The organism is Paenibacillus terrae (genome assembly GCF_000943545.1).
Classification (GTDB): Bacteria; Bacillota; Bacilli; order Paenibacillales; family Paenibacillaceae; genus Paenibacillus; species Paenibacillus terrae_A.
Map to the genome: position 1 here is coordinate 80,460 of NZ_JTHP01000003.1, position 24,784 is coordinate 105,243.

Genomic DNA, 24,784 nt, shown 5'->3' on the forward strand with positions numbered 1-24,784 from the left:
ACTTGACTCAAGCAAGCTACTCAAGTCGCTCACCCTGACCAGATACATCCCGTGCACTTCTCCGCAGTAAAAGCTGCGGCACACCACTATCCGGATGAGGCAACATTACAGGCTCAACACCATACACATGGCGAATTCGTTCCTCCGTTAACAACTCTGATGAAGCTCCTAACCCCTCAACCATCCCGTCCTTGAGCACAAGCAAATCATCACAAAACTGGGCAGTCAAATTGAGATCGTGCAGGACAGAGATAATCGTCACGCCCGTTTCCCGCCGCCATTCCGCCAGCAGCTCCATAAATTCAAGCTGATAGCGTAAATCCAGATAGGTTGTAGGCTCATCCAGCAGCAAAATCTGTGGCTCCTGCACCATCACCTTCGCCAAAGCCACGCGCTGCCGCTGTCCCCCGCTCAAACGGTCTAACGACCTGTCCGACAAGTCGGTAAGATCCAGCCTCTCCAGCACACGATCCGTAATGATTCCCGGGTCCATCCCTTTTTCCTTATCCACCTTTTCTCTACCAAACCAGTCCTGATGGGGAAAGCGCCCCATTTCCACGACTTCCCTTACCGTGTAACCCACCGGGGGGAGCCCCTCCTGCTGGAGCACAGCTACAAGACGGGAAAGCTCTTTTCTGCCATAGCTGCTGACCCTTTTACCATATACAAGAACGTTGCCCGAAGTCGGGTGATCCACACCGGAAAGCAAATGCAGCAGCGTCGATTTTCCACTCCCGTTCGGGCCGATGATGCCCCACCAATCTCCTTCATCCACGCTCCAGCTTATATTTTTCAACGCATGGAATTCCCCAAAATCACGAGTCAGACTGGCAATCTCCAACGCTCGGACCCGCGTCTCCTGTGGTTCATTTGCTTCTTTCACAGCAATCCCCCCCTGCGCAGCTTCTTGTTCCGGTACAGGAGATATGCGAAGAACGGTGCGCCGACAAAGGCGGTCATGACACCAAGGGGAATTTCCGTCGGAGCCAGCAATGTACGCGCCGCAGTATCGGCCCAAGCCATAAAAATAGCCCCGCCCAACGCGGATAACGGAATAATCATCCGATAGTCGGGGCCCGTCACCAGACGGATGATGTGCGGTACAACGAGTCCCACAAAGCCAATCACTCCGCATACCGAGACAGCCGCGGCTGTCAGCAGCGTGGATATGATCAGAACAGATAACTTCGTTGCATCTACATTAACCCCCATATGAGCCGCCTGACGTTCACCCAAGGCCAGAATGTTCAGCACTCGTGCCCGGTTCCACAGAAACACCACCCCAATGACCACATAAGGTAAAAGGATGCCTGTATACGACCAGCCGCGCAGACTGAGGCTTCCCATTGTCCAGTACAATATTTCATTGACCGTCTCCCTGGACATGGCTGTCAGGAAGGAAACGACGGCTCCCAGAAAAGATTGCATCACCACGCCCGACAAAATGAGGCTCTGCGTCGGAATTTTGCCGCCTTCCCTGGCCAGCGTCAGCACCATCCACAGCGTCAGCATTCCGGTCGTAAACGCAACCAGCGGCAGTGTCCATACGCCTACAAATGAAAATTGAAGCCCCCAATAAATCAGTACCGCTGCCCCTACCGAAGCCCCCGAGGATACCCCCAGCGTGTACGGATCAGCCAGCGGATTGCGCAGCACACCCTGAAATCCGGCTCCCGCCAGCGCAAGCGCTGCGCCTACCAGCATACCCAGTAACACACGCGGCAGTCTGACCTTCAAAATAATCTGCTCTGTGGATGGATTCCAATCCGGTGTAACCGTCTCACCTAACCACGGCAGATGGTTGACCAGAATACCCGTGATTTGGCTGACGGGAAGCTTGGCCGAGCCGATGCCGAGACAGAGCAGCAGCGTCAGCAGCAATAAGGCAAGACCTGCCCCTCCAAAGCCAATCAGCCTACGATTCATTTGAAAATTTCAGGATACACGCCCTTGGCCACTGCCTTGAGACCTTCCGTTACGCGCGGACCCGGACGACTAATCAGATTATCATCCACGGCAAACACCCGGTTGAGACGAACAGCCGATATTTGATCCCATCCACTACGGGCTTTGATAATATCGCCGAGCGTCTGGCCTGTTTTGTCGTCCCTGATATTTTTGCTGTATAAAATCACGTCCGGATTGGCCGCAATAATATTTTCCTCACTGATCTGGTACCAGCCCTTTTGCGTTGCAGCCACATTTTCGCCGCCCGCCAAAGAAATCAGCTCGTCCATAAACTCGCCCTTGCCGACCGTCCAGCCGGGTGAAAATTCGACGTAGACTCTCAGCTTTTGCCCTTTACCGATATTTTTAACACCGTTTTTCACTTCCGCTACATCGGCTCTCATCTTGTCGGTTACCGCTCTCGCTTCTTTCTGATGATCGGTAATTTTCCCATATAGTTCGATGTTAGCCATGACATCTTCAACCGTTTTCGGCTCGGTTTTAAAAATCATAATTCCCAGGTCACGCAGCTTGGTCGTCGCCTGCTCACTGAGCGATATCCCTGCAAAAACGACTTCCGGATTCGCGGCGATGATCGCCTCTTCATTCGGCTTCATAATACCGCCCACTTTGGGCTTCTTCGTAGCCGCTTCCGGGTAATCGGAATAGTCGGATACGCCGACAATTTCCTTATCCAGTCCAATGGCGAACAGCGCCTCGGTTTCAGCCGGGGAGACGGAAACGATTTTGTCCGGCGCTTTTTTGAACGTAAACTCCTGCCCGGTCGCATCCTTAATGGTCAGCGGGTAGACCGTTTTGCCCGGAGGCTCCTGAGCGGTTGCTGTCTGTCCCGGTTGCTGTGAGGCTTGATCCCCTTTATTTTCAGCGTTCTTTCCGTTAGCTCCACATGCACTCAGCACAACCGCCAAGACCAGAGCCAATAAGCCTGTTGTCCAGACCTTTATTTTATTCCCTGCCATGATTTACACCCCTCCATATAAATTCTTTAAGAGCGTCACTTGAACATCATCCGATATCTGCTAAATCCAGCCTTCTTTTCCTTTCAAAAAACCCCTGCATCCTCAGATAAGGATACAGGGGTCACGTTAGCGCAGCTCATATGCAGGCGGCAGTTTCTTCCGCATGGACAGTCACTGCGAACACGTCATCCTTTCCTCGAAGGACTATGGTGACAGGCGGACGGGCAGGTATCCTGACTTACAGAACCATGCGACAGCCTGTTGCTCCTTCATGTGCTTTGCGGCACATATAGCTGGGCGGGCTGGCATTTTTCCATTTACAGTGGCGGGACCGCGCCGGATTCAAACCGGCTTCCCTTTTAACAGCACACCGGAAAGAACCCAAGGGTTTCATTCCGCTGCACCGACCTCGTCTGCTGGATATTTGATGTAGTGTTGGTCAAGCCGTTCTTTTACTTGATGATTATAGGTTAAAAAAGACTGGCTTACAACCCAAACCGCCTGTTTGACCTACCCTATGTCTGTGATCATGAGAAGTATAGCGTAGTTAGTTCATCCGGGTTATTCAGGAGTAGCGAATGCGGAGCCAGAGCTATAAACATCATGTCTGCTCCACCAACCATCCGGTGAACTTGTGCCCTGTAGCCAAATCTGGATGTGATTGTGTAGAACGGGTGGCGGTTAAATCTGCAAATGGCTTTTGTGCCAACCTCAACCGAATCGTAATGGCCGCTCCCGGCTTCGGATTCAGGCTCCAAAAATCATGACCCGGTACCAGCATACAAGCCAACTGACGAATCACTCCACCATGCGTGACGACCAGAACAGGAGGTGGAGCATCAGACAAACCTATTTTTTGAATCTCCATCATTTTACGCCACTCATACAAGGAGTCTAGAAATTCACCAAGGCGGTTCACAAAGTCTTTCCAGGGCTCTCCACCCGGCGGCGTAACCCGTTGCGGCTCATCAATCCACGCGCGGTACAACGCCACATCCTTGAGCATATCATACGTTTTTCCATCCCATTCCCCAAAATGAAGCTCTCTCAGACGTGGTTCCATGATGGCAGACCAAGCAGACATATTAGAAAGCAAACGTTCAGAATCCAATTTCGATGTCAGCTCCAACCGCGATTCCGGTTTCGATTCGAAGTGGGCTCCCCCTTCAAGCTCTGGTTTCAATTCTGGCAAAATGATCTGCAAGGTCTGACGACAACGTATCAAGTCACTACAATAGATGCGGGCAAAGGAATGTCTCTGTAATTTTTCCCGCAAAGGCTCTAATTCCTGCTCTGCTCCTGGTAGCAAGCCCAGATCGGAGTGCCCCAGGTATCGACGTTCCCTGTTCCATAAGGTTGTGCCGTGCCGCACCAGCACAAGTTCCAAGTCCCACTGCTGATGTTCTGTAAAATAATGCTTCAAGGTCATATCGCTTCCTGCTCTATTGGCAGCGTTCGGTGTGTCACGCTTCACTGTATCCACCCCAGTGCATAGCATCCGGCGGACACGAACAGACACAATCCCGCAAACATACTGGACACGGCAAACATCAGCCGGATCGTATGCCGGATATCATCCGGCTCCATCGGTCGCACCAGCTCTCCCATATATGCACGAAAAGAGTGCACGCCATGATATACATTATAGCCCCCGAGGCGAATCCCCAATGCACCCGCAACAGCTGATTCTGGAAAGCCACTGTTCGGACTGGGATGCAGCCGCGCATCTCGCCTAACCGTACGCCAGCTACGTCCAGCATCATGCCGATAAACCCACGCCGCTACTACCAGCATCCCCGCTGTCAGGCGTGCCGGGATGTAATTAGCGACATCATCCAGACGTGCCGAGGCCCAGCCCAAATGCAGATACTTTTCATTTTTGTAGCCAACCATGGAATCAAGGGTATTCACGGCACGATAAGCCAGAGCTAAGGGTGCTCCCCCGATCAGGGCATAAAAAAGCGGAGAAATAATCGCGTCCACGATGTTTTCAGCCACCGTTTCGACGGTACCGCGTACAATCTCAGGCTCATCAAGCTGCTGCGTATCCCGCCCGACGATCATCCCCAGCTCCCGGCGTGCCGCAGGCAGGTCACCCGCCTTCAATTCGCGATACACCGCCATTCCGGCATCCTTTAGTCCTTTGGAAGCAATCGTGGTGGCGATCAGCACAATTTCCGTGCCGACAGATAGCCACGGATGAATCCAGGCAAGCAAGCGCAGTAGCGCCCAGGCAAGCGCGAAGGAGCCGCCCACCACAATCAGTGGCAGCAGCAAGCCAGCACGTTTCAAACCACGGTCACTGTGAACCCGGCGGCGAATCGCCTTTTCCAGGGCAGAAATGGCATGTCCCATGCCGATGACCGGATGTGGCAACCACCTCGGGTCGCCGATCAGCCTGTCCAGAAGATATGCAGCCATCATGATCAAGCTAACTGTCACGCCGCCGTTCCTCCTCCAGCACTTCGCCCAATACAGACAGCAGCATGCCGTTGGCTTCCGCGTCCTTGACCGCAATTCGAAAATGGCTCGTCGTCAGCCCCGGGTACATGGCACAGCTCCGTATAAGAATCCCGCGCTGTCCAAGCGCCTGTTGAATGGCCGATGCGCTCCACGTCCCCGGCGCCCGTGCCAGGACGTAATTCGCTTCACCGGGGATGACACCGCAGCCCCATTCCGCCAAAGCGGTCAATAGACGGCTACGCTCCGTAGCAATCAGCTCCTGCGTGCGCCGCTCGTACGCCTCACCACTCCGCAAACACGCCTCTCCGGCCAGCAACGCCAGTCCGTTCACGCTCCAGGTCACCTGCTTGGCGGTCATTCGCCGGATGTAGTCCGGATGAGCAATCGCATAGCCCAAGCGCAAGCCCGGAATCGCATAAAATTTCGTCATCGACCGGATCAAAATCACATGAGGATACCGATCCAGCACAGGCAATAGTGAAATTTGCCGCTCCTGCGGGATAAAATCAATAAACGCTTCATCCACCACCAGCACGGTGTCCGTTTTCCCCGCCGCCTCTGCCAGCTCGCGCAGCTCCTGATCGCCGTATTGCACACCGTTCGGATTATTCGGCTGACCGAGAAACAGAACATCCACCTGCTCCATGAGCTGGATTATGTCTTCCACGTCCGCCTTCCATTGAAGCGAGGCCTTGCCGTACACCCTGCTTACCTCGGCTCCAAATTTGCCTGCCAGCTCGGCATATTCCGAAAAGCACGGCTCCACCGTGCCCACACGCTTGGGAGCCAGTCCCAGTAACAGCAACGCCATGCTCTCAGCCGCACCGTTTCCGATACTCAGCGACTCTGGTGGAACATGAAGTCGCCGCGCCAGCATATTTTTAAAATTCCGGTGTCCGGGGTCTGGATAGCGAACCACAGTGTCCAACGCACTTTGCAGCACCTCAAGCACCTCCGGTGGCGGACCCAGCGGATTAATGTTCGCGCTAAAATCCACAAAATCCGCAGCCGCCCCGCCGAATGTCGCCGCAGCCGTCTCCCTGTCCCCGCCGTGACCGTAAACCTCTATCATTGCCTATCATCCTTTCCGACCGTTCCGAATCATTTAGCTCCATTATGGGGCTGCTTTTCGCGTCCCGTCAATGCAAATGAGCTTTTGTGTACGTCGCTCACTTGGGTTACAATAGAAAGAGCTACACATAAAACTACACAGTTTGTATATACGGAGGAATGGACATGCTGTTCATCGACAACCAGGGCATACACGATCCAGCCATTAATCTTGCCATTGAGGAGTACGCGCTCAAGCATCTTCAGCTGGACGACAGCTATCTGTTGTTTTACATTAATCAGCCTTCTATTATTATAGGCAAGCATCAAAATACCATTGAAGAAATCAACGCCGAGTTTGTCAGAGACAACAACATTCAAGTCGTTCGTCGCCTGTCTGGCGGCGGGGCTGTATATCATGACCTCGGTAATTTAAATTTCAGCTTCATTACCAAAGATAACGGGGAGTCCTTTCATAATTTCCTCAAATTCACGCAGCCTGTCATAGACGCCTTGCGCCAAATGGGTGTGGAAGCCGAAATGACTGGACGCAACGATCTTCAGGTCGGTGAGCGCAAAATTTCAGGGAACGCCCAATTTGCTACGCGCGGACGCATGTTCAGCCACGGTACATTGATGTTTAACCTGAACCTGGACAATGTGGCTGCATCACTGCATGCCAATCCCGAAAAGTTTAAATCCAAAAGTACTAAATCTGTCCGTAGCCGCGTCGCTAACATCAGCGAGCTAATGGACCGTGAGATGACCATTGAGCAATTCCGCGAGGAGCTGCTGCGTTACATATTCGGTGCAGAGCTGGACCAGGTACCCCAATATACGCTAACCGATGCCGACTGGGACAAAATCCATGAAATTTCTGCTGAACGCTACCAATCGTGGGACTGGAACTACGGTCAATCCCCTGAAAGCAATATCAAGCACACACGTAAATTTCCGGTCGGCATTATTGATATCCGTATGGATCTCAAGGAAGGCCACATCCGTGATATTAAAATCTACGGCGATTTCTTCGGTGTGGGTGACGTCGCTGATATTGAAAATATTCTGCGCGGCAAACGCTACGATGAAAATGAGGTTCGTCAAGCCTTGTCCTCTCTTGATTTGAAGCATTATTTCGGAAATATTGAGCTGGACGATTTTGTAGGACTCGTATTTTTGGAAGACTAACAGCCACTTTTTCCCATTGATTCAATCCAATTCTTCAGTGGTTATAAGGGGACAGGCTCTTAAGGGAGTCGTCCCCTTTTCATTGTGATATTGTCATTTTGAATATTATAAGATACAATTTGGACATTGCCCCATGATAGAGATAAAGGAGAGAATACCGATATGTATAAATTAATTGCCATTGATATTGATGATACACTCATTAACGATCAGAAAGAAGTTACTCCTGCAACGCAACTGGCGCTTGAAGCTGCTGTAGCCAAAGGTGTCGTGGTTACACTTGCAACAGGACGTGCTTATGCATCTGCCAAACAACTCGCCCGCCAAACTGGCTTGAACGTTCCGATCATTACGTACCAAGGTGCCTTGATTAAAAACCTGCTGGACGAAAACGTGCTGTATGAGCGTTATGTTCCACTCGTGGCTGCACGTCGCTTGTATGAATTCTGCGTGGAACGCAATCTGCATCTGCAAACGTATATAGATGACAAATTGTACACACGTGAAGATAATCAGAAAATCAAAGATTACACCGCGCTAAACAATACGGAATATTTTGTAGAGCCTGTATTCAGCAAATTGGTAGAACTTCCTACGCCTAAAATGCTGATTATTGACGAGCCGGAAGTGCTGGACAAATTGATTCCAGAACTGCGCGAGCTGCTTGGTGATGAAGTGCATATTACCAAATCCAAGCCTCATTTTCTGGAAATCATGCATCATGAAGGCACCAAGGGTCACGCTCTTACGTTCCTTGCTAACCATTACGGCTGTGATCTGTCCGAAACGATTGCAATCGGCGACTCCTGGAATGATCACGAAATGCTCGAATGCGCGGGTCTCGGCATAGCGATGGAGAATGCCATTCCTGATTTGAAAAAGCTGGCTGATTACATCACTAGCAGCAATAACGAAGACGGCGTTAAGCACGCCATCGACAAATTCGTGCTAAATGCTGAATAATTTGCAATAAATGAAGCAACACAACAAAACCTCCAAACGTCGCATGTTCAGTAACACGCGATAGCTTGGAGGTTTTTTCTGTCATATCATAGGATGCCGAACGGCTTCAAAATATCAGGCAGCAGAACGCACCTTTCGCCTGTTCACCAGACGGATAATTCCATTGTTCATCAGCATTAATCCGGTCACAATGAGCAGCACCCCCGCCAGCATCCACCAGCTTACATGCTCTCCGTACACCAAGGCTCCCAATCCCACCGCAATCGGCGGTGAAATATACAACCACGTCGTCGGGAAAAGAGGATTTGTACGCTCCATGAGCCAGTAAAACAGTGTATGTGCAATCATCGAACCAAACAGAATCAGATACAATAAAGAGCCCATGGCAGGAAGGTACTGCCACCCCTCAGAACTCCACGGCTCCGTGATCGCAGACAGTAACAGCAGCATCCATCCCCCATGGAGCATTTGCGCCGCATTCAGGGCAATCGGGTTCGTTTCCCGAAATACATCCATCACCCGCTTGGAATAAAGAGCGCCCCCGGAATAACACAGCTCCCCCAGCAAAATAACAAGACATCCTGCCAGCCACAGGCCGCTGATCTGAACCGCCAATCCGGGCAGCACCACCAGCACCACGCCAAGAAAGCTGATCATGCAGCCAATGACCGTAATCCGTGACGTTTTTTGCCGCAGCAGCACCGATTGCAAAATAACGATCATCATCGGCCCCGTGGCTGATAAAATGGCTCCGATGCCCGAACTGACATATTGCTCTGCCCAATACAAGGCCGAAAACGTACCGAAGGTCGTTCCAGCTCCAATGAATACCATTTCCTTCCGCCATAATAACGACCAGCGAACTTTTCCCATCAGCTTCATGGCGATAAACAATATAGCCCCTGCTGCGAAAAAACGTACGCCTGCCGACAAAAACGGCGGGAGTCCCGCTTCTACTCCCACTTTTATAGCCAAAAACGTTGTACCAAAAATAAGACACATTATCGTAAACGCGATACCAATCATGATACGTCCCTCTCCCTTCAGTTGCTTTCAAGCATACAGGGAGACGAACAGAACAGATGTATATCTACAGAACAGTTGTATGCGGTTTTGAAATGTTTTATAGTAAAATACACAAAAGGAGTGTGGACCGCGTGGGCAAGAACAACAGCGAATTACTTTTTCCAGCCGATCATGCCTTAAAGCTGTATGAACAGGTCATCCATTATGTGACTGTGCGGATTGATCGCGGGGATTGGCAAGCAGACACGAAGCTGCCGTCCGTACGAAGCCTGGCTCAGGAGTTGGGTGTACATCGGCTAACCGTTTTCCGGGCCTATCAGGAGTTGAAGCAACGGGGGCTGGTCTATGTCAAGGACAAATCAGGATATTACGTTCATGCTTCCCCAGCGACCGGCCATGCGAAATATGCTGGCTACTCGGGGCATTCATCCATTGACCTTACGTTTCACTCCGAATCCGCCCATGCGGCAGATGATCCGTCAGTTTCAGCCTGGAGGGGAATGGATGGACTTAGCCGCGTTCAATCGGTGAATGCGAATTTTCAGTTTTCCAAAGCGCTGATTGACCCGTCTCTCCTGCCCAACCGATATTGGGGTGAGCTGATGATGCAGGTATTTGAAAAGCATCCGAAAGTAGCGGCCACTTATTCCTCTGTACAGGGCGATTCCGAGCTTCGGGATGCGATGGCGCAGCATTTTAGCGTCGATAAGCATTTTGCATTGTCACCAGACGAAGTACTGATTACCTCCGGCGCACAGCAGGCTATCGACCTGATTTCCCGTTCTCTGATCCGGACAGGAGACCGCGTATTGACCGAGCGTCCCGCCTATGGCCCTGCTATGGAAATATTCCGCAGACAAGGTGCGCGCCTGACCATGACCGATATCCGACCGGAAGGCTATGATATGGAACAAATTGAATGGTGCATGAAGACAGAAAAGCCACGTGTGTTCTATATCAATCCAACGTTTCATAACCCGACTGGCTTCACGGTACCCGATGAACAGCGCAAACGTTTGCCCGAGCTGGCCGAGCGCTACGGTTGCCTTATTGTTGAGGACGACAGTACCTATGACATCAGCTTTGGGCAAAAGCCGCCGTTACCTATTTTCGCTTATGATATTTCGGGAAGCGTCGTCTACATTCGCAGCTATAGCAAATATGTCGCGCCAGGTCTGCGAATCGCAGCCGTGACCTGCCGACCACAGCTCATGAACAGCCTACTGAACGTCAAAGCACTGGTAGATAACGGCTCGCCACTGCTGAATCAAAAGCTGTTCCTGCAATACTTTCAATCTCCACGCATGCAGCAGCATCTCAAAAAGCTATGTATAGCGCTCCAGATTCGTAAGGAAACGATGGAAGACAGCCTCCGCGATTCCGGCTGGACATGGACCAGCCCGGCAGGCGGCCTCAGTCTGTGGCTCCAGTTGCCTTCTACGTTGAAACCTAATGAACTGCTCGCCAAATGCGTGCAGGAGTCGGTCACCTTCGTACCAGGTAATGTATTCGATCCGATTGGCGAGGAAGGCGAAACGCATGTGAGATTGTCCTATTCGTATGCCAACGAGCTGCAAATCAAAGAAGGCATCGCGACCCTTCTCCGCATCAGCCGGACGATGTAAGGAACAGCATTATTCCAATGGCAGGCTCATGCCGGTCCGTGCCAGGCTGATCCCTTCCAGAAGCCCGTAGTTGCGTGTGACATCCACATCATGAGACATATGTGTAAATACCGTGCGGTTGGGCTGGAGTCTCCCTATAAGCTCCTGAGCCTCCAGCATGTCATATACCGAGCGGGTTGCATATTCGGCCTCCTCATGATAAAAGCTCGTTCCCAGCACGAGCAAATCCAGATTGTGCAGGGGCAGGATTTCCGCATCATTTAGCCCAATCGAATCCGAGCAGTAGGCCCACGAGAAGTCGTCTTTTTCCAGTCGATAAGCGTAAGCATAACCGTTCTTCCCGTGATTCACACGCCATCCCCGGATATTCCACCCTCCAAGCAAGGCCCCCTGATCGACAGGGATTAGGTCAAGATGCCCCGGAAGCCAGGAAAATTGACGCAGGATCGTGTCGATCACCTCCTGTGGAGCGTACAAACGACCTCTGTTCCCGGTCCAGCGACAGGCATCTGCCCATTCCGGTAGTCCTCCAATATGGTCAAAATGTGCGTGCGTCACGAGGATCGTACCGATGAAGCGAAGCCCGCGTATTTCCATCTGCTTGCGCCAGTCCGGGCCGCAATCAATCATAAAGTCCTCCGTCTCGCTTTCGATCAGCACAGACGACCTCAGCCTCACATTTGCCCCTGTCGTGCGGGCCTCCGTACATACGAGACAATCACAATACACACGCGGAACGCCCATCGCATCCCCCGTGCCAAGAAAAATAAGCCGATTCATGGTTTAGCTCCTATCTATCTGGGTGTTTTTACTACTATTATATCGAACACACCAACCTTGCGTAAATCCTTCACTCCCAACGCCAAAAGGAGCATGCCCCAAACCCCTGAATACAGGCGGACATCCCCTTATGTTTGATCGCGTTAAAATTTTAAATCATAATAGGCATTGGATCTTTCTTGAGACGATTTTCCATCATCCAACTGGACTGGTCGTTATACAGATAAGCCCGATGCACCAGCACGCGCACCTGCTGGCCAGGCTCCAGCGTGGACTTCTCCAGCGAACGGTACGTCATGAGTCGATGATCCCCGACCTGTACTTCAACCATCCATTCACTCCCCCGAAAATGCAAATGCTTCACAATGCCTTCCTCGGTCGCCGACAGAAGCGCAAACTCCTCGCTTGGCCCGACATCAATATACTCCGGACGGATCAAGGCACATGCTCCCGTTCCGGCAGCTTCCTCGAAGCCTTTGAGACTGCCCGCCTGTTCGATCACTGTCGATTCCCCAATAAAGGAAGCTACGAACGGCGTCCCCGGCTTTTTATAAATATCCCAAGGTGTTCCCTTCTGCTCCAGCCGTCCCTGATTAATCACCATAATTTCATCGGCTACTTCAATAGCCTCATCCTGATCGTGCGTGACGAAAATCGAAGTGATCCCCACCCGCTCAATCAACTCCCGTAGCCAGGTACGCAGCTCCTGGCGAATCTTAGCGTCAATGGCTGCAAAAGGTTCATCCAGCAGCAGTAATTGAGGCTCCGGTGCCAAGGCGCGTGCAAAAGCAACCCGCTGCCGTTGTCCACCAGACAACTGATGCGGATAACGATGCTCGAAGCCTTTGAGTCCTGTCAGCTCGACCAGCTCTGTGACGCGTTCCTTGATGCGGGCTTTGGAGCTTTTTTTCACTTTTAGACCAAAGGCAATATTGTCGTACACGCTCATGTGCTTGAACAAAGCATAGTTTTGAAATACAAATCCGATTCCGCGTTCCTGCGGGGCCAGCTCGTTTACCCTTTTTCCGTGAAAATGAATTTCTCCCGCATCCGGTTGTTCCAGACCTGCCAAAATCCGAAGAATGGACGTTTTACCGCCACCACTCGGACCGAGTAAACCAATCAGATGACCCGCTTGAATATCAAAGGATACGTCCTTAACCGCATGAAAATTACCGAAATGCTTGTTTAAACCCCTTACTTCCACATGCATAACCGTACACTTCCTTTCCGCTTCTGAACCTGTGCAGGAACAGCAGTAGCCTTGCTTACCGCAAAGCGCGTACCTCATTCTAAATCATACTATTATTCCAATGTATATACTATGTTTTTCTCATGTGATACTTTATCAAAGGAAAGCTTTCGTCGTCAACTCTATATATTACGTCAGGTGTAAAATGGGTAAAGTAATAAGAAGAAGGGAGAGGGTAAATAATGTTGCATACTTTAGAATTATCCACTAGCGGACGAGATGAGATGCGTGATATTACACGCGAGGTCGCTTCATTGATCGAAAAAAGCGGAGTCCAGGAAGGAACCGCACTGATCTATTGTCCACACACAACGGCGGGAATAGCCATTAATGAAAATGCAGACCCGGACGTCAAACATGATGTGATTTTAAGGCTGGATGAGGTTTATCCGTGGGAGCATCCCCAATATCGCCATATGGAAGGAAATACGGCATCCCACCTAAAATCTATCACCACAGGTCCCTCTCAGACTGTCATTATTCATGATGGAAAGTTGTTGCTCGGACGGTGGCAGGGGCTTTATTTTTGCGAATTCGACGGACCGCGCAGACGCCAGTACCATGTGAAAATCATGAAGGGCTGACCATGTAAAAAAACAGACCATGATGTTCTCCTGCTGGATGCATCATCGTCTGTTACAATCTTAGTCGCTTTCGCAAAGTACCGTAATGATAAGGCACCGTCATGAAGTGAACATATCCAGAAAAGCGCCCTACAGATTCATAGCCGAGGCGTGTGATCGCAGGTACGCTCATAGGTTTCTGCACAGCAGCTTTACATGTGCCAAAGCAGCGGGCCTGATTTCTTCAAATGTCAAACCATCCTGAATATAAAAGGACACAAAGCCGTGCATAGACAAAAACAGACTTTGCGGTACTCGTGAAGAATCTTCCTCTGAATGTCCCTGATCACTCAATTCCTGACGGATCATGGACGCGAATAATTCCACACAACGGTTTTGCTCCGTGCGACAGTAAGCGAACAGTTCTTCATCGTGCATCATGAACATAATTTCGTATTGATAAGGATTTTCCAAGCCAAAACGGATAAACTCCAGCATCAAGTACTCCAGTCTGTTCAGACCATCCTCTGGGGTGCCTGTTGCTCCTTGTAGTAGAATTCCGCGTAACGTATTAAAATCCTCAATTACAATGGCGTAGAACAGTTCAGCCTTCTCTTTAAAATGATAGTATAACGAACCATGACTGTAACCCAGATGCTGGCCAATGCTGCGCATTGAAATAGCACGGTAGCCCTTGGTAATAAACAAGTGCCTGGCCGCTTCCAGAATCCGCCCTCTTGACAACTCCTGTTCTACTGCTCTTCTAGCCATATTTTTTATTCCCCTTCAATAAAGTAAAGCTGCTCTCCCTCCGACACAAGCGATTGCCCCTGTGTCAAGTCTGTTATCCAGTTGCTGAAGGATTCCGCATCACCAGCCAGCGGCAGACAGGTTAAGGTAACTTTATCCGTAAACATGGTTTCTCCTGTACGGATGCTGCGATTTCGCAATTCATTTTCCACTTTGCCCAACCAGGTGTAATCCAATTCCACAAAAATTTCACGATGCAGCACACGCGTAATCGCATCCCCTGCCTCAATGGCTGCAACAGCACCATCTGAATATGCACGAATCAGACCGCCTGCTCCCAGCAAAATCCCCCCAAAGTAACGGGTAACGACAATTGCCACATTTTTCAGCTTCTGGTTACGGATAACCTCCAAAATGGGCTTGCCCGCCGTACCGCTCGGTTCACCGTCATCCGATTGCTTCTGGATTTCGTCTCGTTCCCCGATCATGTAGGCAGAACAATTATGGGTTGCGTTCCAATGCTCTTTTTTAATGCGCTCGATAAAAGCAGCCGCTTCTTCCTCGGTCTGAACAGGCTGGATGTGACCGATAAAACGGGATTTCCGGATCACAATTTCCTTGCTGCCGGAGCCACGTACAGTTCGGTATTGTTCCAACATATCACGTATAACCTTCCTTACTTCATTTTACAAGAAAGCAGTCCCCCGCTTCTGGCAGCCGGTGAACTGCTTTCCTGTACTTTATTTGGTGCTATACGCTATAACGCTCCTATCTGAAATCCTGTTTCAGTCAGGAGTTTACAGCTTCCTTATTCGGACAATCTCGCTTCAAGCTCCGCTTTTTGCTCTTCGAAGCCTGGTTTACCCAGCAGAGCAAACATGTTTTTCTTGTAAGCTTCTACGCCCGGTTGATCGAACGGATTCACACCCAACAGGTAGCCGCTGATGCCGCAAGCTTTTTCGAAGAAATAAGCCAGGTACCCGAAGGAGTAAGGGCTTAAGTCAGGAATGTTCACGATCAGATTCGGTACTTGTCCATCTGTGTGAGCCAGCAATGTACCCTGGAATGCTTTTTTATTTACAAAGTCCACCGTTTTGCCTGCCAGGAAGTTCAGTCCATCCAGATCATCCTCATCTGCTTCGATGGTGATGTGGCTAGGTACATTTTCCACTTGGATAACCGTTTCGAAAATGTTACGGCTACCTTCCTGGATGAATTGTCCCATGGAGTGCAGGTCAGTCGAGAAATCAACAGAAGCAGGGTAGATACCTTTGTAATCTTTACCTTCGCTTTCGCCGTACAGTTGTTTCCACCACTCGGAAACGAAATGCAGGGACGGCTCATAGTTCACGAGAATTTCAATAGCTTTACCTTTGCGGTACAACGCGTTACGAACGGCTGCATATTGGTAAGCCTCGTTCTCAGCTACATTCGGATTGCTGTATTCCTTGGAAGCGTCTGCCGCCCCTTGGAGCATTTCCTCAATGTTAATACCAGCTGTAGCAATCGGCAGCAAGCCTACTGCTGTCAGCACGGAGTAACGGCCACCTACATCATCAGGAATAATGAAGGATTCGTATCCTTCCTCGTTAGCCAGTTTTTTCAGAGCGCCGCGTTCTTTATCTGTAGTTGCATAAATGCGTTTGCGCGCTTCTTCTTTACCGTATTTTTTCTCCAGAGCCGCACGGAATACACGGAAAGCGATAGCTGGCTCTGTTGTTGTACCTGATTTGGAAATGACATTCACGGAGAAGTCTTTTCCTTCAATCAGTTCCAACAGATGATTCACATATGTAGAGCTGATGTTGTTGCCTGCAAAATAAACAGCCGGGCCTTTGCGCTTGTCTTTAGGCAGTGCATTATGGAAGGAATGCGACAGCATTTCAATCGCAGCGCGTGCGCCAAGGTAAGAACCGCCGATGCCAATTACGATCAACACTTCGGAATCACTTTGGATTTTAGCAGCAGCTTTTTGGATGCGTGCAAACTCTTCTTTATCATAATTGGTAGGCAAGTCAATCCAACCCAGGAAATCGGAACCTACACCGGTTTGGTTATGAAGCTGCTCATGAGCCAGCTTGATCGGTTCTGCAAAATAATCAATTTCGTGCTGCCCTATAAAGGAGAGCGCTTTGGTGTAATCGAAAATAACTTTTTTAGACATGTTTGGAACCTCCTGTTTTGTATTGCTAAGACCATGAATACGAACATAAGGACTTAGGAATAGGATACTTTAATTTGCAGGGCCTGACAAGCTTGCGTTACCTGTGCGTCCGGTGCCTTGCCAGACCCTAGTGTAGATAGGGTGGGATACCCATGCTACAATAAATAGAGATCAACCTATATTTAAGCAGTCAATTCAAGCCGAACTCGCATCTGCATCGGACGGCAACCTCCAACAAGAAAGGTGATTAGCTATGAAAAACATCGGATTTATCGGACTGGGCACCATGGGCGCCCCGATGGCATCCAATCTGCTGAAGCAGGGATATGGAGTCACGGTCTACAATCGCACCGCCTCACGCTGTGAGCCACTTGTAGAGCAAGGCGCGCGTACGGCTTCAACGCCCCGTGAGGCGGCTGAAGGCCAGCAACTGGTCATTACCATGGTCAGCGATGATCACTCGATCCGTGATATCTACTACGGCGAGGACGGCGTGTTTGCCGGTCTTACGTCTGGTGTAACCGTGATGGACAACAGCACCATTTCACCTGAGCTGGTCAAACAACTAGCCGCCGAAGCGGACAAACTGGGCTGTTCCTTCATTGATGCTCCGGTAACGGGCAGTAAGCCTGCTGCTGTGGACGGTACGCTCGTGTTCATGGTCGGCGGTGACGCGGAGGCCATTGCCGCACAGTCGGACGTTTTTGATACGCTGGGCAAAAAAGTGCTCCACATGGGACCGAATGGCAGCGGGGCCGTAGCCAAGCTCGCACATAACACGATGGTCGGTATTAACAATCTCGCTCTGGCTGAGGGCTTTGCCATCGCCGCGAAATCCGGCATTCCGGCGGACAGCTTCCTGGAGCTGGTACAGCTCGGATCGGCAGGCAGCAAGGCTGCTGACCTGAAAGGACGCAAAATCATCGAGCATGATTTCAGCAACCAGTTCTCACTGGCCTTGATGCTCAAAGACTTGAAGCTTGCAGCCTCGCTGACGGATAGCCAGTCCATCCCAGCACCTATGCTGTCCATTGCCAAAAGCCTGTTTCAAGCCGGGCAAACGCAAGGCTACGGCGACGAGGACTTGTCCGCTGTCGTGAAAACCTATGAGGCGTGGATCGGCCGCACTATTGGCGGTAAGCCACTCGAATAAGCCGCATCCTTCTTTTTAACCATGTTGCTGTGCTTTTGTACATATCGCATAGCTTATAGGGTAAGCACACTTGGCTTAAAGTCGAGTGTACTTACCCTTTTTTCACTAACTTATTCCGGGTAAGAACAGCAGTAATCCGTTACGCTTCGTACTTCCAGCTTGAAGGAAGATTGCGCAGGCACGTGGAACGTTGCCGTTCCCTGTATTTCCAGCCATTCCTCAGTCCCTGGAAGCAACACCTTCAAATCCCCTGCCAAAATCTCCATAATCTCACGAGAATCCGTTCCGAATTCATACGTTCCCGGCAGCATAATACCCAATGTAACCTTACTGCCGTCACCCAAAATAACTGTACGGCTTGTGACCTGACCGTCGTAATATATATTTGCTTTTTTAACTACGCTGACTCCATCAAACTGTGTCATTCGTTATCCCCTCATCTGCTCATCAATGGTTGAATGAATATTTATGGATCATAACATAGTTTTGATCCAAGCCTCAGTATGAAAATACACAAGGCTACAAATTTCCTCAATCTATTAAACAAACAGCCGTAAGCCTTACTCAGGTTACGACTGTCTGTTTAATAGGTTGTTTTATTTCAACAAAGCTTTTACACGATTAACAACGTTCTCTACCGTAAAGCCATATTCCTTAATGACGCGGTCGCCAGGTGCGGATGCGCCAAATGTGCTGATACCGAGAATGTCGCCTTGGTCGCCGACATATTTTTCCCAGCCCAGTGGATAAGCCATTTCTACAGCCAAACGAGCTTTTACTTCAGGCAGCAGAACGGAATCTTTGTATGCTTTGTCTTGTTTTTCGAACAGATCCCAGCTTGGGAAGCTGATAACGCGTACTTGGATACCTTGCTCCGCCAGTACTTCCTGGGCTTTAACAGCCAGTTGTACTTCAGAACCCGTAGCCAGAATTTGAGCAACCGGCTTGCCTTCTGTCGCATCTGCAACGACATAAGCACCGCGTTTGATACCTTCGCGTGCATGTTCAGCAGTAGCAGCCAGGATTGGCAGGTTTTGACGAGTCAATACCAGAGCAACCGGGTTTTTCTTGTTTTCCAGCGTGTAAGCCCAAGCAGCGGAAGTTTCATTGCCATCCGCCGGACGAATGACTGTCAGGTTCGGGATAATACGCAGGGAAGCCAATTGTTCGATCGGCTCATGAGTCGGGCCATCTTCACCAACAGCAATACTGTCGTGAGTCAGAACGTAAGTTACAGGCAATCCCATCAGAGCTGCCAGACGAACCGCCGGACGCAGGTAATCCGTAAACACGAAGAATGTACCGCCGAATACTTTTACCCCTTGGTGCAATGTCATACCATTCATCGCAGCAGCCATACCAAACTCGCGGATACCGAAATAGATGTTACGGCCGGCATAGTCTTCTGGCGTAAAGTTCGTCAGGTTGTTCAAGTGTGTCATCGTGGAGCTTTCCAGATCGGCAGATCCGCCAGTCAGGAACGGTACGTTTGGAGCCAATCCGTTCAGTGCATTACCGGAAGCCACACGAGTCGAAACTGCTTTGTCTTCAGTTGTGTACTTCGGAAGGTCACGGTCCCATCCTTCTGGAAGGTCGCCGTTTACGGCTGTTTCGAACTGAGCTGCCAGGTCAGGGTGAGCCGCTTTGTATTTCGCAAACTGCTCATCCCATGCTTTGTTCGCTGCGATGCCGTGCTCTTTTACTTTAGCAAAATGCTCGCGAACTTCTTGCGGTACGTGGAAGTCCTCTTCATATACCCATTTGTAAAATTCTTTAGTCAGCTTGGCTTCGTCTGCACCCAGTGGGGAACCGTGAGTACCGCCATGTCCGCCTTTACCTTGTTTGTTCGGGCTTCCGTAGCCGATGACTGTTTTCACTTCAATCAACGTAGGACGTGTGGAGTCCCCTTGTGCTTCCTCAATCGCTTTTTGGATCGCTGGAAGATCGTTACCATCCTCTACGCGCAATACTTGCCAGTTGTAAGCTTCAAAGCGTTTTGCAACACTTTCGGAAGAGGACAGGTTCAGCTTGCCGTCCAGTGTAATGTCGTTAGAATCAAACAATACGATCAGCTTGCCCAATTGCAGACGTCCAGCCAGCGAAGCCGCTTCGTGAGACAGGCCCTCCATCAGATCGCCATCGCCGCAGATTGCATATGTGAAGTGATCCACAACTTTGAATTGATCTTTATTATAGGTTGCACCCAGTTGAGCTTCAGCCATTGCCATACCTACGGCCATAGCTACGCCTTGTCCCAGAGGTCCGGTTGTAGCGTCTACACCAGCAGTGTGTCCAAACTCAGGATGACCTGGTGTAAGGCTGCCCCATTGACGGAATTGTTTCAGTTCTTCCATAGGCAGATCATAGCCGCTCAGGTGAAGCAGGCTGTACAGCAGCATGGAGCCGTGTCCTGCGGACAGTACAAAACGGTCACGGTTAATCCATGTAGGGTGATTCGGGTTATGATTCATTGTTTTAGCAAAAAGTTGGTAGCCCATCGGCGCGGAACCCATCGGCATGCCGGGATGTCCCGAGTTTGCTTTCTCGATAGCATCGATTGCCAACGTACGGATTGTCGTAATGGACAAATTGTCGATCGTGGAGTTTTCATCCTTTTGAATCGCTTGATTCTGGTCAGTCATAGTTAGCCTCCTCATATTGTAAAAAGTATGCCAATTGCATTCGGTCATGCTCTCCAATACCGCCGTCCGATATAGTAACGACGCCCATTGAAGTGAGTGAATCTGCTTGAATGTTTCAATATGACTTATACATCCTTAAATATTGTACCATTTGCCGTGCAGGTTTGCCAGATCGTTTATAAAGATGGTTGTCGAAATGTCGTACCGAGTCCTCATATAAATATACCCGTAAAGTATTAACCTCATGTGAACTACCCTCCACTTACGCTAACGCTTAGAGGTGAGGGCTTCTAAGGTAATCGTACCTAACGGTACGAAATTTACTTAGCTATCAAGCCTGAACCATGCTCTATTGTGGGCTACAATTGTTCTAACAGCCGCAATCCTTCGTTTCTGATATTGATAGAAGCGTTCCCATCCCTATCTGACACAAAACCACATTCACAGTGGAATATACGTTCAGAAAGGGATAGAGATTCCTTTACTTTACCGCAACACGAGCAAGTCTTAGACGATGGAAACCACTTGTCTATTTTTATCAGTTTTTTTCCTTGCTCCTCTAACTTGTATTGGAGAAATGTCGTGAACATTCCCCAAGCATTGTCAGCAACGCTTTTGCCAAAATTCAGGGCTTGCGACATTCCTTTCATATTGAGGTCTTCAATGACCACGCCATCATACCGTTTGGCCAATTTGTGTGATTCCTTATGTAGAAAGTCTTTTCGTTGGTTGGTGATTTTTTCATGAATCTTTGCTACTATCATCCTTTGCTTGTTCCAGCGAGAAGAACCTTTCACACGTCTGGATAAGGTACGTTGTGCTTTCACTAAACGATCTAACATTTGACGGTAGAAACGAGGATAATTGGCTTTCTCACCCTCACTACCGACATATAGTTCAGCCATTGTAAAGTCTAACCCAACAACGGTTTCGACTTGTTTTTGAATACGTTCCGTCTCATATTCAGTGAGAATAGACACGTAGTATTTCCCAGTGGATGTCATCGAGACCGTACATGACTTCATGATATGTTCAGCAGGGATTTCTCTATGTTGTTTTACTTTCACCCGTTTGAGCTTTGGTAATTTGATATAGCCATTCATAAGCATAATGTTTCCGTTCACAACATGGGTTGTGTATGATTTTCTTGCCTTCTTACTCTTGAATGCAGGGAAATTAGTCGTTCCACTATAGAAATTTCTGTAAGCAGTCTGCAAGTTTAATTGGGCATTAGCCAATGCCAAAGAATCGACTTCTTTCAGCCACACAAACTCATCTTTGTACTTAGCAGGGGTAGGGAACTTTCGCTTTTTCAAGGCTTCTTTATCGTCCTTGAATTGTTCGTATACTTCCTTGCGTTCAGCTAACATTTTGTTATACACAAAACGAACACAACCAAAAGTTTTACGCATAAGGTGGGCTTGTTCCTCTGTTGGATACAAACGGAACTTATATGCTTTATTATATTTAGCCATATATTCTCACCTCACTTTTGACCTTGATTTTCTATATACTTCTTTATTACCTCAACAGGCGAGCCACCTGTTGTAAGTAAGCAAAAACTTCTTGACCAAAACATTTCTTTCCAAAGCTTCTTTCTGACTTGCGGAAAATCTCTTTTGATGAGTCGAGAACTTGCACTCTTATACGCATTTATGAACTTTGTCATTTCAGTGTTCGGATGTGCTTTGAACAGAACGTGAACATGGTTATTGTCATGATTCCATTCTATTAGAGTTATGTTGTAACCCTCCGCAAGTCGCACAAACATGTCTTTTGCATAATCGGATATTCCATCATCAAATACATTTCTTCTATATTTCACGACAAGTACGAGATGATAATACAATAGGAATACTGAATGATTATTACTATCTAATTTCATTGATATACCAATCCTTATACTCGATACGACTGATTATAAACCTATCCAAATAATAAGCAAACCTTTTTGGCTACGCCAAACTGAAATTCATCTCCACCTTACCGTTGGAACTAACGTTCCTTAACACGCTTGAAGATGGAGACTTAATTTAGAAAATCGTTTAAAAATCATAAAATTGCGAAAAATAATGCATTTTGTCCGGTTTTGACACCCGCAGTCTGTAGAAAAAAGCAAAAAACCCGTCATTTTGACGGGCTTTGCTTGTAAGAAGTATGAACTCTTATATTTTAAAAAATATAAAAATCAGTTAAAAACGACCGTTTTATTTTCATGAACCAAAATTCGGTCCTCCGCATGCCACTTCACGGCTCTTGCCAAAACGACTCGCTCAATGGTGCGACCGATCCGTTTTAACTCATTGACATCATCACCGTGGCTTACCCGCTGTACGTCCTGCTCGATGATCGGGCCACCGTCCAGTTCTTCAGTTACATAATGCGCGGTTGCGCCAATAATTTTCACACCGCGATTATAGGCTTGGGCATATGGCTTCCCACCCACGAATGCAGGCAGGAACGAATGATGGATATTAATGATCCGGTTGCGGTAATGCTCAATAAACTTGGGTGAAATAATCTGCATGTACCGGGCCAAAATAATGACGTCGATATCTTCACCAATGACCTCTAGTTGACGGCGTTCCGCTTCCGGTTTGGTATCGGCTGTCACCGGAATATGGTGATACGGAATGCCGAACGATTCCACATACTCCTTCATATCTGGATGATTGCTGACCACCAGAGAAATATCCGCGTCCAGATCCCCTGCCTGCCATTGCCACAATAGCTCCACCAGACAATGATCTTCTTTGGAAACGAAAATGGCGAGCTTTTTCTTGCGGCTGACCGCTGAAATCGTCCACTCCATCCGGAATTGTTCTGCAACCACGGCAAAATCCTGCTCCAGTTGGGGCTGGGTTTCACTCAAGTATGGCAGATCAAATTCAACCCGCATAAAAAACATACCGCCGGACGGGTCCATCGTGTATTGATCAGATTGAACAATATTGGCGCCATGCTCGTACAAAAAGCGAGACACGGCCGCTACAATACCCGGGCCATCAGGACAGGATACGAGCATACGCGCACGGTTTTCATGCGCAGATTGAGTACTGTTTGGCTGATGTTTTACGTGAAGTTCCATGTGGCTACAAATCCCCCTTGGCTTATACTGTCACTGGCAAATGACTGCCGGCAAACCAGGCAATCAGACGATGATTAATATGTTCTTCGCTCAGCTCTGGAAACAGGGCTGCTTCCGTTATCATGTCATACAGACGTTCCAGCGGCTCGCGCGGATCGGCCTTTTTCGCTTTGGCATCATTTTTCAGCAGCGTCCAGGTGTCTAGCACAAATTTTCGTACATCCACATCCTGCTTTTTGAAAAACGAATTCAATTGCTCTACCTGACCCAAAAATTCATCGCCAAAACGCTCCTTCATATTCCCGCGAAGCAAAGCGATTTCAACCTCATACATTGGACGCTGAGTTTTGGCTTCCTTTCCGATCCATGGCGTTTCCAAAATAAATGGACGTCCTTGAAGTGCTTCATGATGCACCACATTATGAATGGTCTGATAGCCAATCCAGCCCGATCCAATCGGAGTATGACGATCTTTATGAGCGCCAACCGCATTTTTACTGTCATTAACGTGAACCACAGCGATACGATCCAGCCCGACAATACGATCAAATTGCTCCAGCACGCCGTCCAGATCATTCACAATATCATAGCCCGCATCGTGAATGTGACAGGTATCCATACAGACAGTAAGACGCCCGTTGTGCTCTACTTTATCTATAATGGAGGCAATTTCTTCGAAGCTGCGGCCCATTTCGGTACCTTTGCCTGCCATCGTTTCCAGCGCAATGTTAACATCCGTCTCCTTCACACCGTTCAGTACCTCGTTCAAGCCATCAGCAATACGCTGAATCCCGTACTCTGCATCCTTATCGGTAAAAGCGCCCGGATGAAGCACGATATTTTTCACGCCAATCGCGTGGGTGCGACGAATTTCCTCCTGAAGAAAGCTGACTGCCAGCTCATAGGTATTTTCCTTGTAAGAGCCGAGATTGATAATATACGGGGCATGCACCACGATATCATCCATCCCTTTTTCAGCCATCAACTGCTTGCCTTCCTCCAGATACATGGATTCCATCGGCTTACGACGCGTGTTTTGCGGTGCCCCCGTGTATATCATGAACGAGCTGGACCCGTATGAAGACGCTTCTTTTGTAGCGCTGAGCAGACCCTTGTCCGAAAAGGACACATGAGAACCAATTTTCAGCAT

23 protein-coding genes and 1 riboswitch are annotated in these 24,784 nt (G+C 49.1%); of the genes, 5 read left to right on the forward strand and 18 right to left on the reverse strand.

Features of this window, described 5'->3' with window-relative positions; translation table 11 throughout:
* Positions 1 to 16: 16 nt before the first annotated feature.
* The 6 genes from QD47_RS02725 to cobD form a co-directional block, all read right to left on the reverse strand.
* Positions 17 to 883, reverse strand: a complete 867-nt coding sequence (locus QD47_RS02725) for an ABC transporter ATP-binding protein (RefSeq protein ID WP_044644673.1) — start codon at positions 881 to 883, stop codon at positions 17 to 19.
* A complete protein-coding gene (locus QD47_RS02730; RefSeq protein WP_044644674.1) occupies positions 880 to 1,926 on the reverse strand; it encodes a FecCD family ABC transporter permease in 1,047 nt (348 codons plus the stop codon). The genes QD47_RS02725 and QD47_RS02730 overlap by 4 nt, the downstream gene beginning before the upstream one ends.
* Positions 1,923 to 2,927 (reverse strand): ABC transporter substrate-binding protein, encoded by a 1,005-nt coding sequence (locus tag QD47_RS02735; protein WP_044644675.1) that lies wholly within the window; start codon positions 2,925 to 2,927, stop codon positions 1,923 to 1,925. The genes QD47_RS02730 and QD47_RS02735 overlap by 4 nt, the downstream gene beginning before the upstream one ends.
* A gap of 206 nt (positions 2,928 to 3,133) precedes the next feature.
* Positions 3,134 to 3,327: riboswitch (cobalamin riboswitch) on the reverse strand.
* Between the two features lie 201 nt (positions 3,328 to 3,528).
* Complete coding sequence (locus tag QD47_RS02740) at positions 3,529 to 4,356, reverse strand: histidine phosphatase family protein (RefSeq protein WP_235332173.1); 828 nt, start codon at positions 4,354 to 4,356, stop codon at positions 3,529 to 3,531.
* Positions 4,357 to 4,397: 41 nt separating this feature from the next.
* A complete protein-coding gene (cbiB, locus tag QD47_RS02745) occupies positions 4,398 to 5,369 on the reverse strand; it encodes an adenosylcobinamide-phosphate synthase CbiB (RefSeq protein WP_044644677.1) in 972 nt (323 codons plus the stop codon).
* Positions 5,359 to 6,462 carry a threonine-phosphate decarboxylase CobD gene (gene cobD, locus QD47_RS02750; RefSeq protein WP_044644678.1) on the reverse strand — a complete coding sequence of 368 codons (1,104 nt, stop codon included), beginning with the start codon at positions 6,460 to 6,462 and terminating at the stop codon, positions 5,359 to 5,361. The genes cbiB and cobD overlap by 11 nt, the downstream gene beginning before the upstream one ends.
* A 164-nt stretch (positions 6,463 to 6,626) precedes the next feature.
* Here cobD and QD47_RS02755 point away from each other — a divergent pair, with 164 nt between their 5' ends.
* Together QD47_RS02755 and QD47_RS02760 are read left to right on the forward strand one after the other, a co-directional pair.
* Positions 6,627 to 7,628: a lipoate--protein ligase gene (locus QD47_RS02755; protein ID WP_044644679.1), complete on the forward strand. Its 1,002-nt coding sequence runs from the start codon at positions 6,627 to 6,629 to the stop codon at positions 7,626 to 7,628.
* 162 nt (positions 7,629 to 7,790) lie between these two features.
* Positions 7,791 to 8,591, forward strand: a complete 801-nt coding sequence (locus QD47_RS02760) for a Cof-type HAD-IIB family hydrolase (RefSeq protein ID WP_044644680.1) — start codon at positions 7,791 to 7,793, stop codon at positions 8,589 to 8,591.
* 114 nt (positions 8,592 to 8,705) lie between these two features.
* Here QD47_RS02760 and QD47_RS02765 read toward each other — a convergent pair whose 3' ends face one another.
* Positions 8,706 to 9,617, reverse strand: coding sequence for a DMT family transporter (locus QD47_RS02765; RefSeq protein WP_044644681.1), 912 nt, complete (start codon positions 9,615 to 9,617; stop codon positions 8,706 to 8,708).
* A gap of 131 nt (positions 9,618 to 9,748) precedes the next feature.
* On the opposite strand from QD47_RS02765, the gene QD47_RS02770 reads away from it, so the two are divergent.
* Positions 9,749 to 11,242, forward strand: coding sequence for an aminotransferase-like domain-containing protein (locus QD47_RS02770; RefSeq protein WP_044644682.1), 1,494 nt, complete (start codon positions 9,749 to 9,751; stop codon positions 11,240 to 11,242).
* A gap of 9 nt (positions 11,243 to 11,251) precedes the next feature.
* Here QD47_RS02770 and QD47_RS02775 read toward each other — a convergent pair whose 3' ends face one another.
* Positions 11,252 to 12,022, reverse strand: coding sequence for an MBL fold metallo-hydrolase (locus QD47_RS02775; RefSeq protein WP_044644683.1), 771 nt, complete (start codon positions 12,020 to 12,022; stop codon positions 11,252 to 11,254).
* A gap of 151 nt (positions 12,023 to 12,173) precedes the next feature.
* Entirely contained in the window at positions 12,174 to 13,235 is a 1,062-nt protein-coding gene (locus tag QD47_RS02780; protein ID WP_044644684.1) for a sulfate/molybdate ABC transporter ATP-binding protein, read from the reverse strand.
* Positions 13,236 to 13,456: 221 nt separating this feature from the next.
* On the opposite strand from QD47_RS02780, the gene QD47_RS02785 reads away from it, so the two are divergent.
* Positions 13,457 to 13,858 carry a secondary thiamine-phosphate synthase enzyme YjbQ gene (locus QD47_RS02785; RefSeq protein WP_044644685.1) on the forward strand — a complete coding sequence of 134 codons (402 nt, stop codon included), beginning with the start codon at positions 13,457 to 13,459 and terminating at the stop codon, positions 13,856 to 13,858.
* 168 nt (positions 13,859 to 14,026) lie between these two features.
* On the opposite strand, the gene QD47_RS02790 is transcribed toward QD47_RS02785, so the two are convergent.
* From QD47_RS02790 to QD47_RS02800, 3 genes are all read right to left on the reverse strand, one after another.
* Positions 14,027 to 14,608 carry a TetR/AcrR family transcriptional regulator gene (locus tag QD47_RS02790; RefSeq protein ID WP_044644686.1) on the reverse strand — a complete coding sequence of 194 codons (582 nt, stop codon included), beginning with the start codon at positions 14,606 to 14,608 and terminating at the stop codon, positions 14,027 to 14,029.
* Positions 14,609 to 14,613: 5 nt separating this feature from the next.
* Positions 14,614 to 15,246: a YigZ family protein gene (locus QD47_RS02795; protein ID WP_014280426.1), complete on the reverse strand. Its 633-nt coding sequence runs from the start codon at positions 15,244 to 15,246 to the stop codon at positions 14,614 to 14,616.
* Between the two features lie 149 nt (positions 15,247 to 15,395).
* Positions 15,396 to 16,751 carry a glucose-6-phosphate isomerase gene (locus tag QD47_RS02800; RefSeq protein WP_044644687.1) on the reverse strand — a complete coding sequence of 452 codons (1,356 nt, stop codon included), beginning with the start codon at positions 16,749 to 16,751 and terminating at the stop codon, positions 15,396 to 15,398.
* Between the two features lie 253 nt (positions 16,752 to 17,004).
* Between QD47_RS02800 and QD47_RS02805 the strand changes: the two genes are divergently transcribed.
* A complete protein-coding gene (locus QD47_RS02805) occupies positions 17,005 to 17,904 on the forward strand; it encodes an NAD(P)-dependent oxidoreductase (RefSeq protein ID WP_044644688.1) in 900 nt (299 codons plus the stop codon).
* Between the two features lie 110 nt (positions 17,905 to 18,014).
* On the opposite strand, the gene ppnP is transcribed toward QD47_RS02805, so the two are convergent.
* The 6 genes from ppnP to QD47_RS02835 all read right to left on the reverse strand — a co-directional run bounded on the left by ppnP (position 18,015) and on the right by QD47_RS02835 (position 24,784).
* Positions 18,015 to 18,329 (reverse strand): pyrimidine/purine nucleoside phosphorylase, encoded by a 315-nt coding sequence (ppnP, locus tag QD47_RS02810; protein WP_044644689.1) that lies wholly within the window; start codon positions 18,327 to 18,329, stop codon positions 18,015 to 18,017.
* A 171-nt stretch (positions 18,330 to 18,500) separates the two neighbouring features.
* Positions 18,501 to 20,546 (reverse strand): transketolase, encoded by a 2,046-nt coding sequence (gene tkt / locus QD47_RS02815; protein ID WP_044644690.1) that lies wholly within the window; start codon positions 20,544 to 20,546, stop codon positions 18,501 to 18,503.
* Positions 20,547 to 20,905: 359 nt separating this feature from the next.
* Entirely contained in the window at positions 20,906 to 22,021 is a 1,116-nt protein-coding gene (locus tag QD47_RS02820) for an RNA-guided endonuclease TnpB family protein (RefSeq protein ID WP_044644691.1), read from the reverse strand.
* A gap of 11 nt (positions 22,022 to 22,032) precedes the next feature.
* Positions 22,033 to 22,431 (reverse strand): IS200/IS605 family transposase, encoded by a 399-nt coding sequence (gene tnpA, locus QD47_RS02825; protein ID WP_044644692.1) that lies wholly within the window; start codon positions 22,429 to 22,431, stop codon positions 22,033 to 22,035.
* Positions 22,432 to 22,734: 303 nt separating this feature from the next.
* Entirely contained in the window at positions 22,735 to 23,634 is a 900-nt protein-coding gene (purU, locus tag QD47_RS02830) for a formyltetrahydrofolate deformylase (protein WP_014280421.1), read from the reverse strand.
* Between the two features lie 22 nt (positions 23,635 to 23,656).
* Complete coding sequence (locus tag QD47_RS02835) at positions 23,657 to 24,784, reverse strand: deoxyribonuclease IV (protein WP_044644693.1); 1,128 nt, start codon at positions 24,782 to 24,784, stop codon at positions 23,657 to 23,659.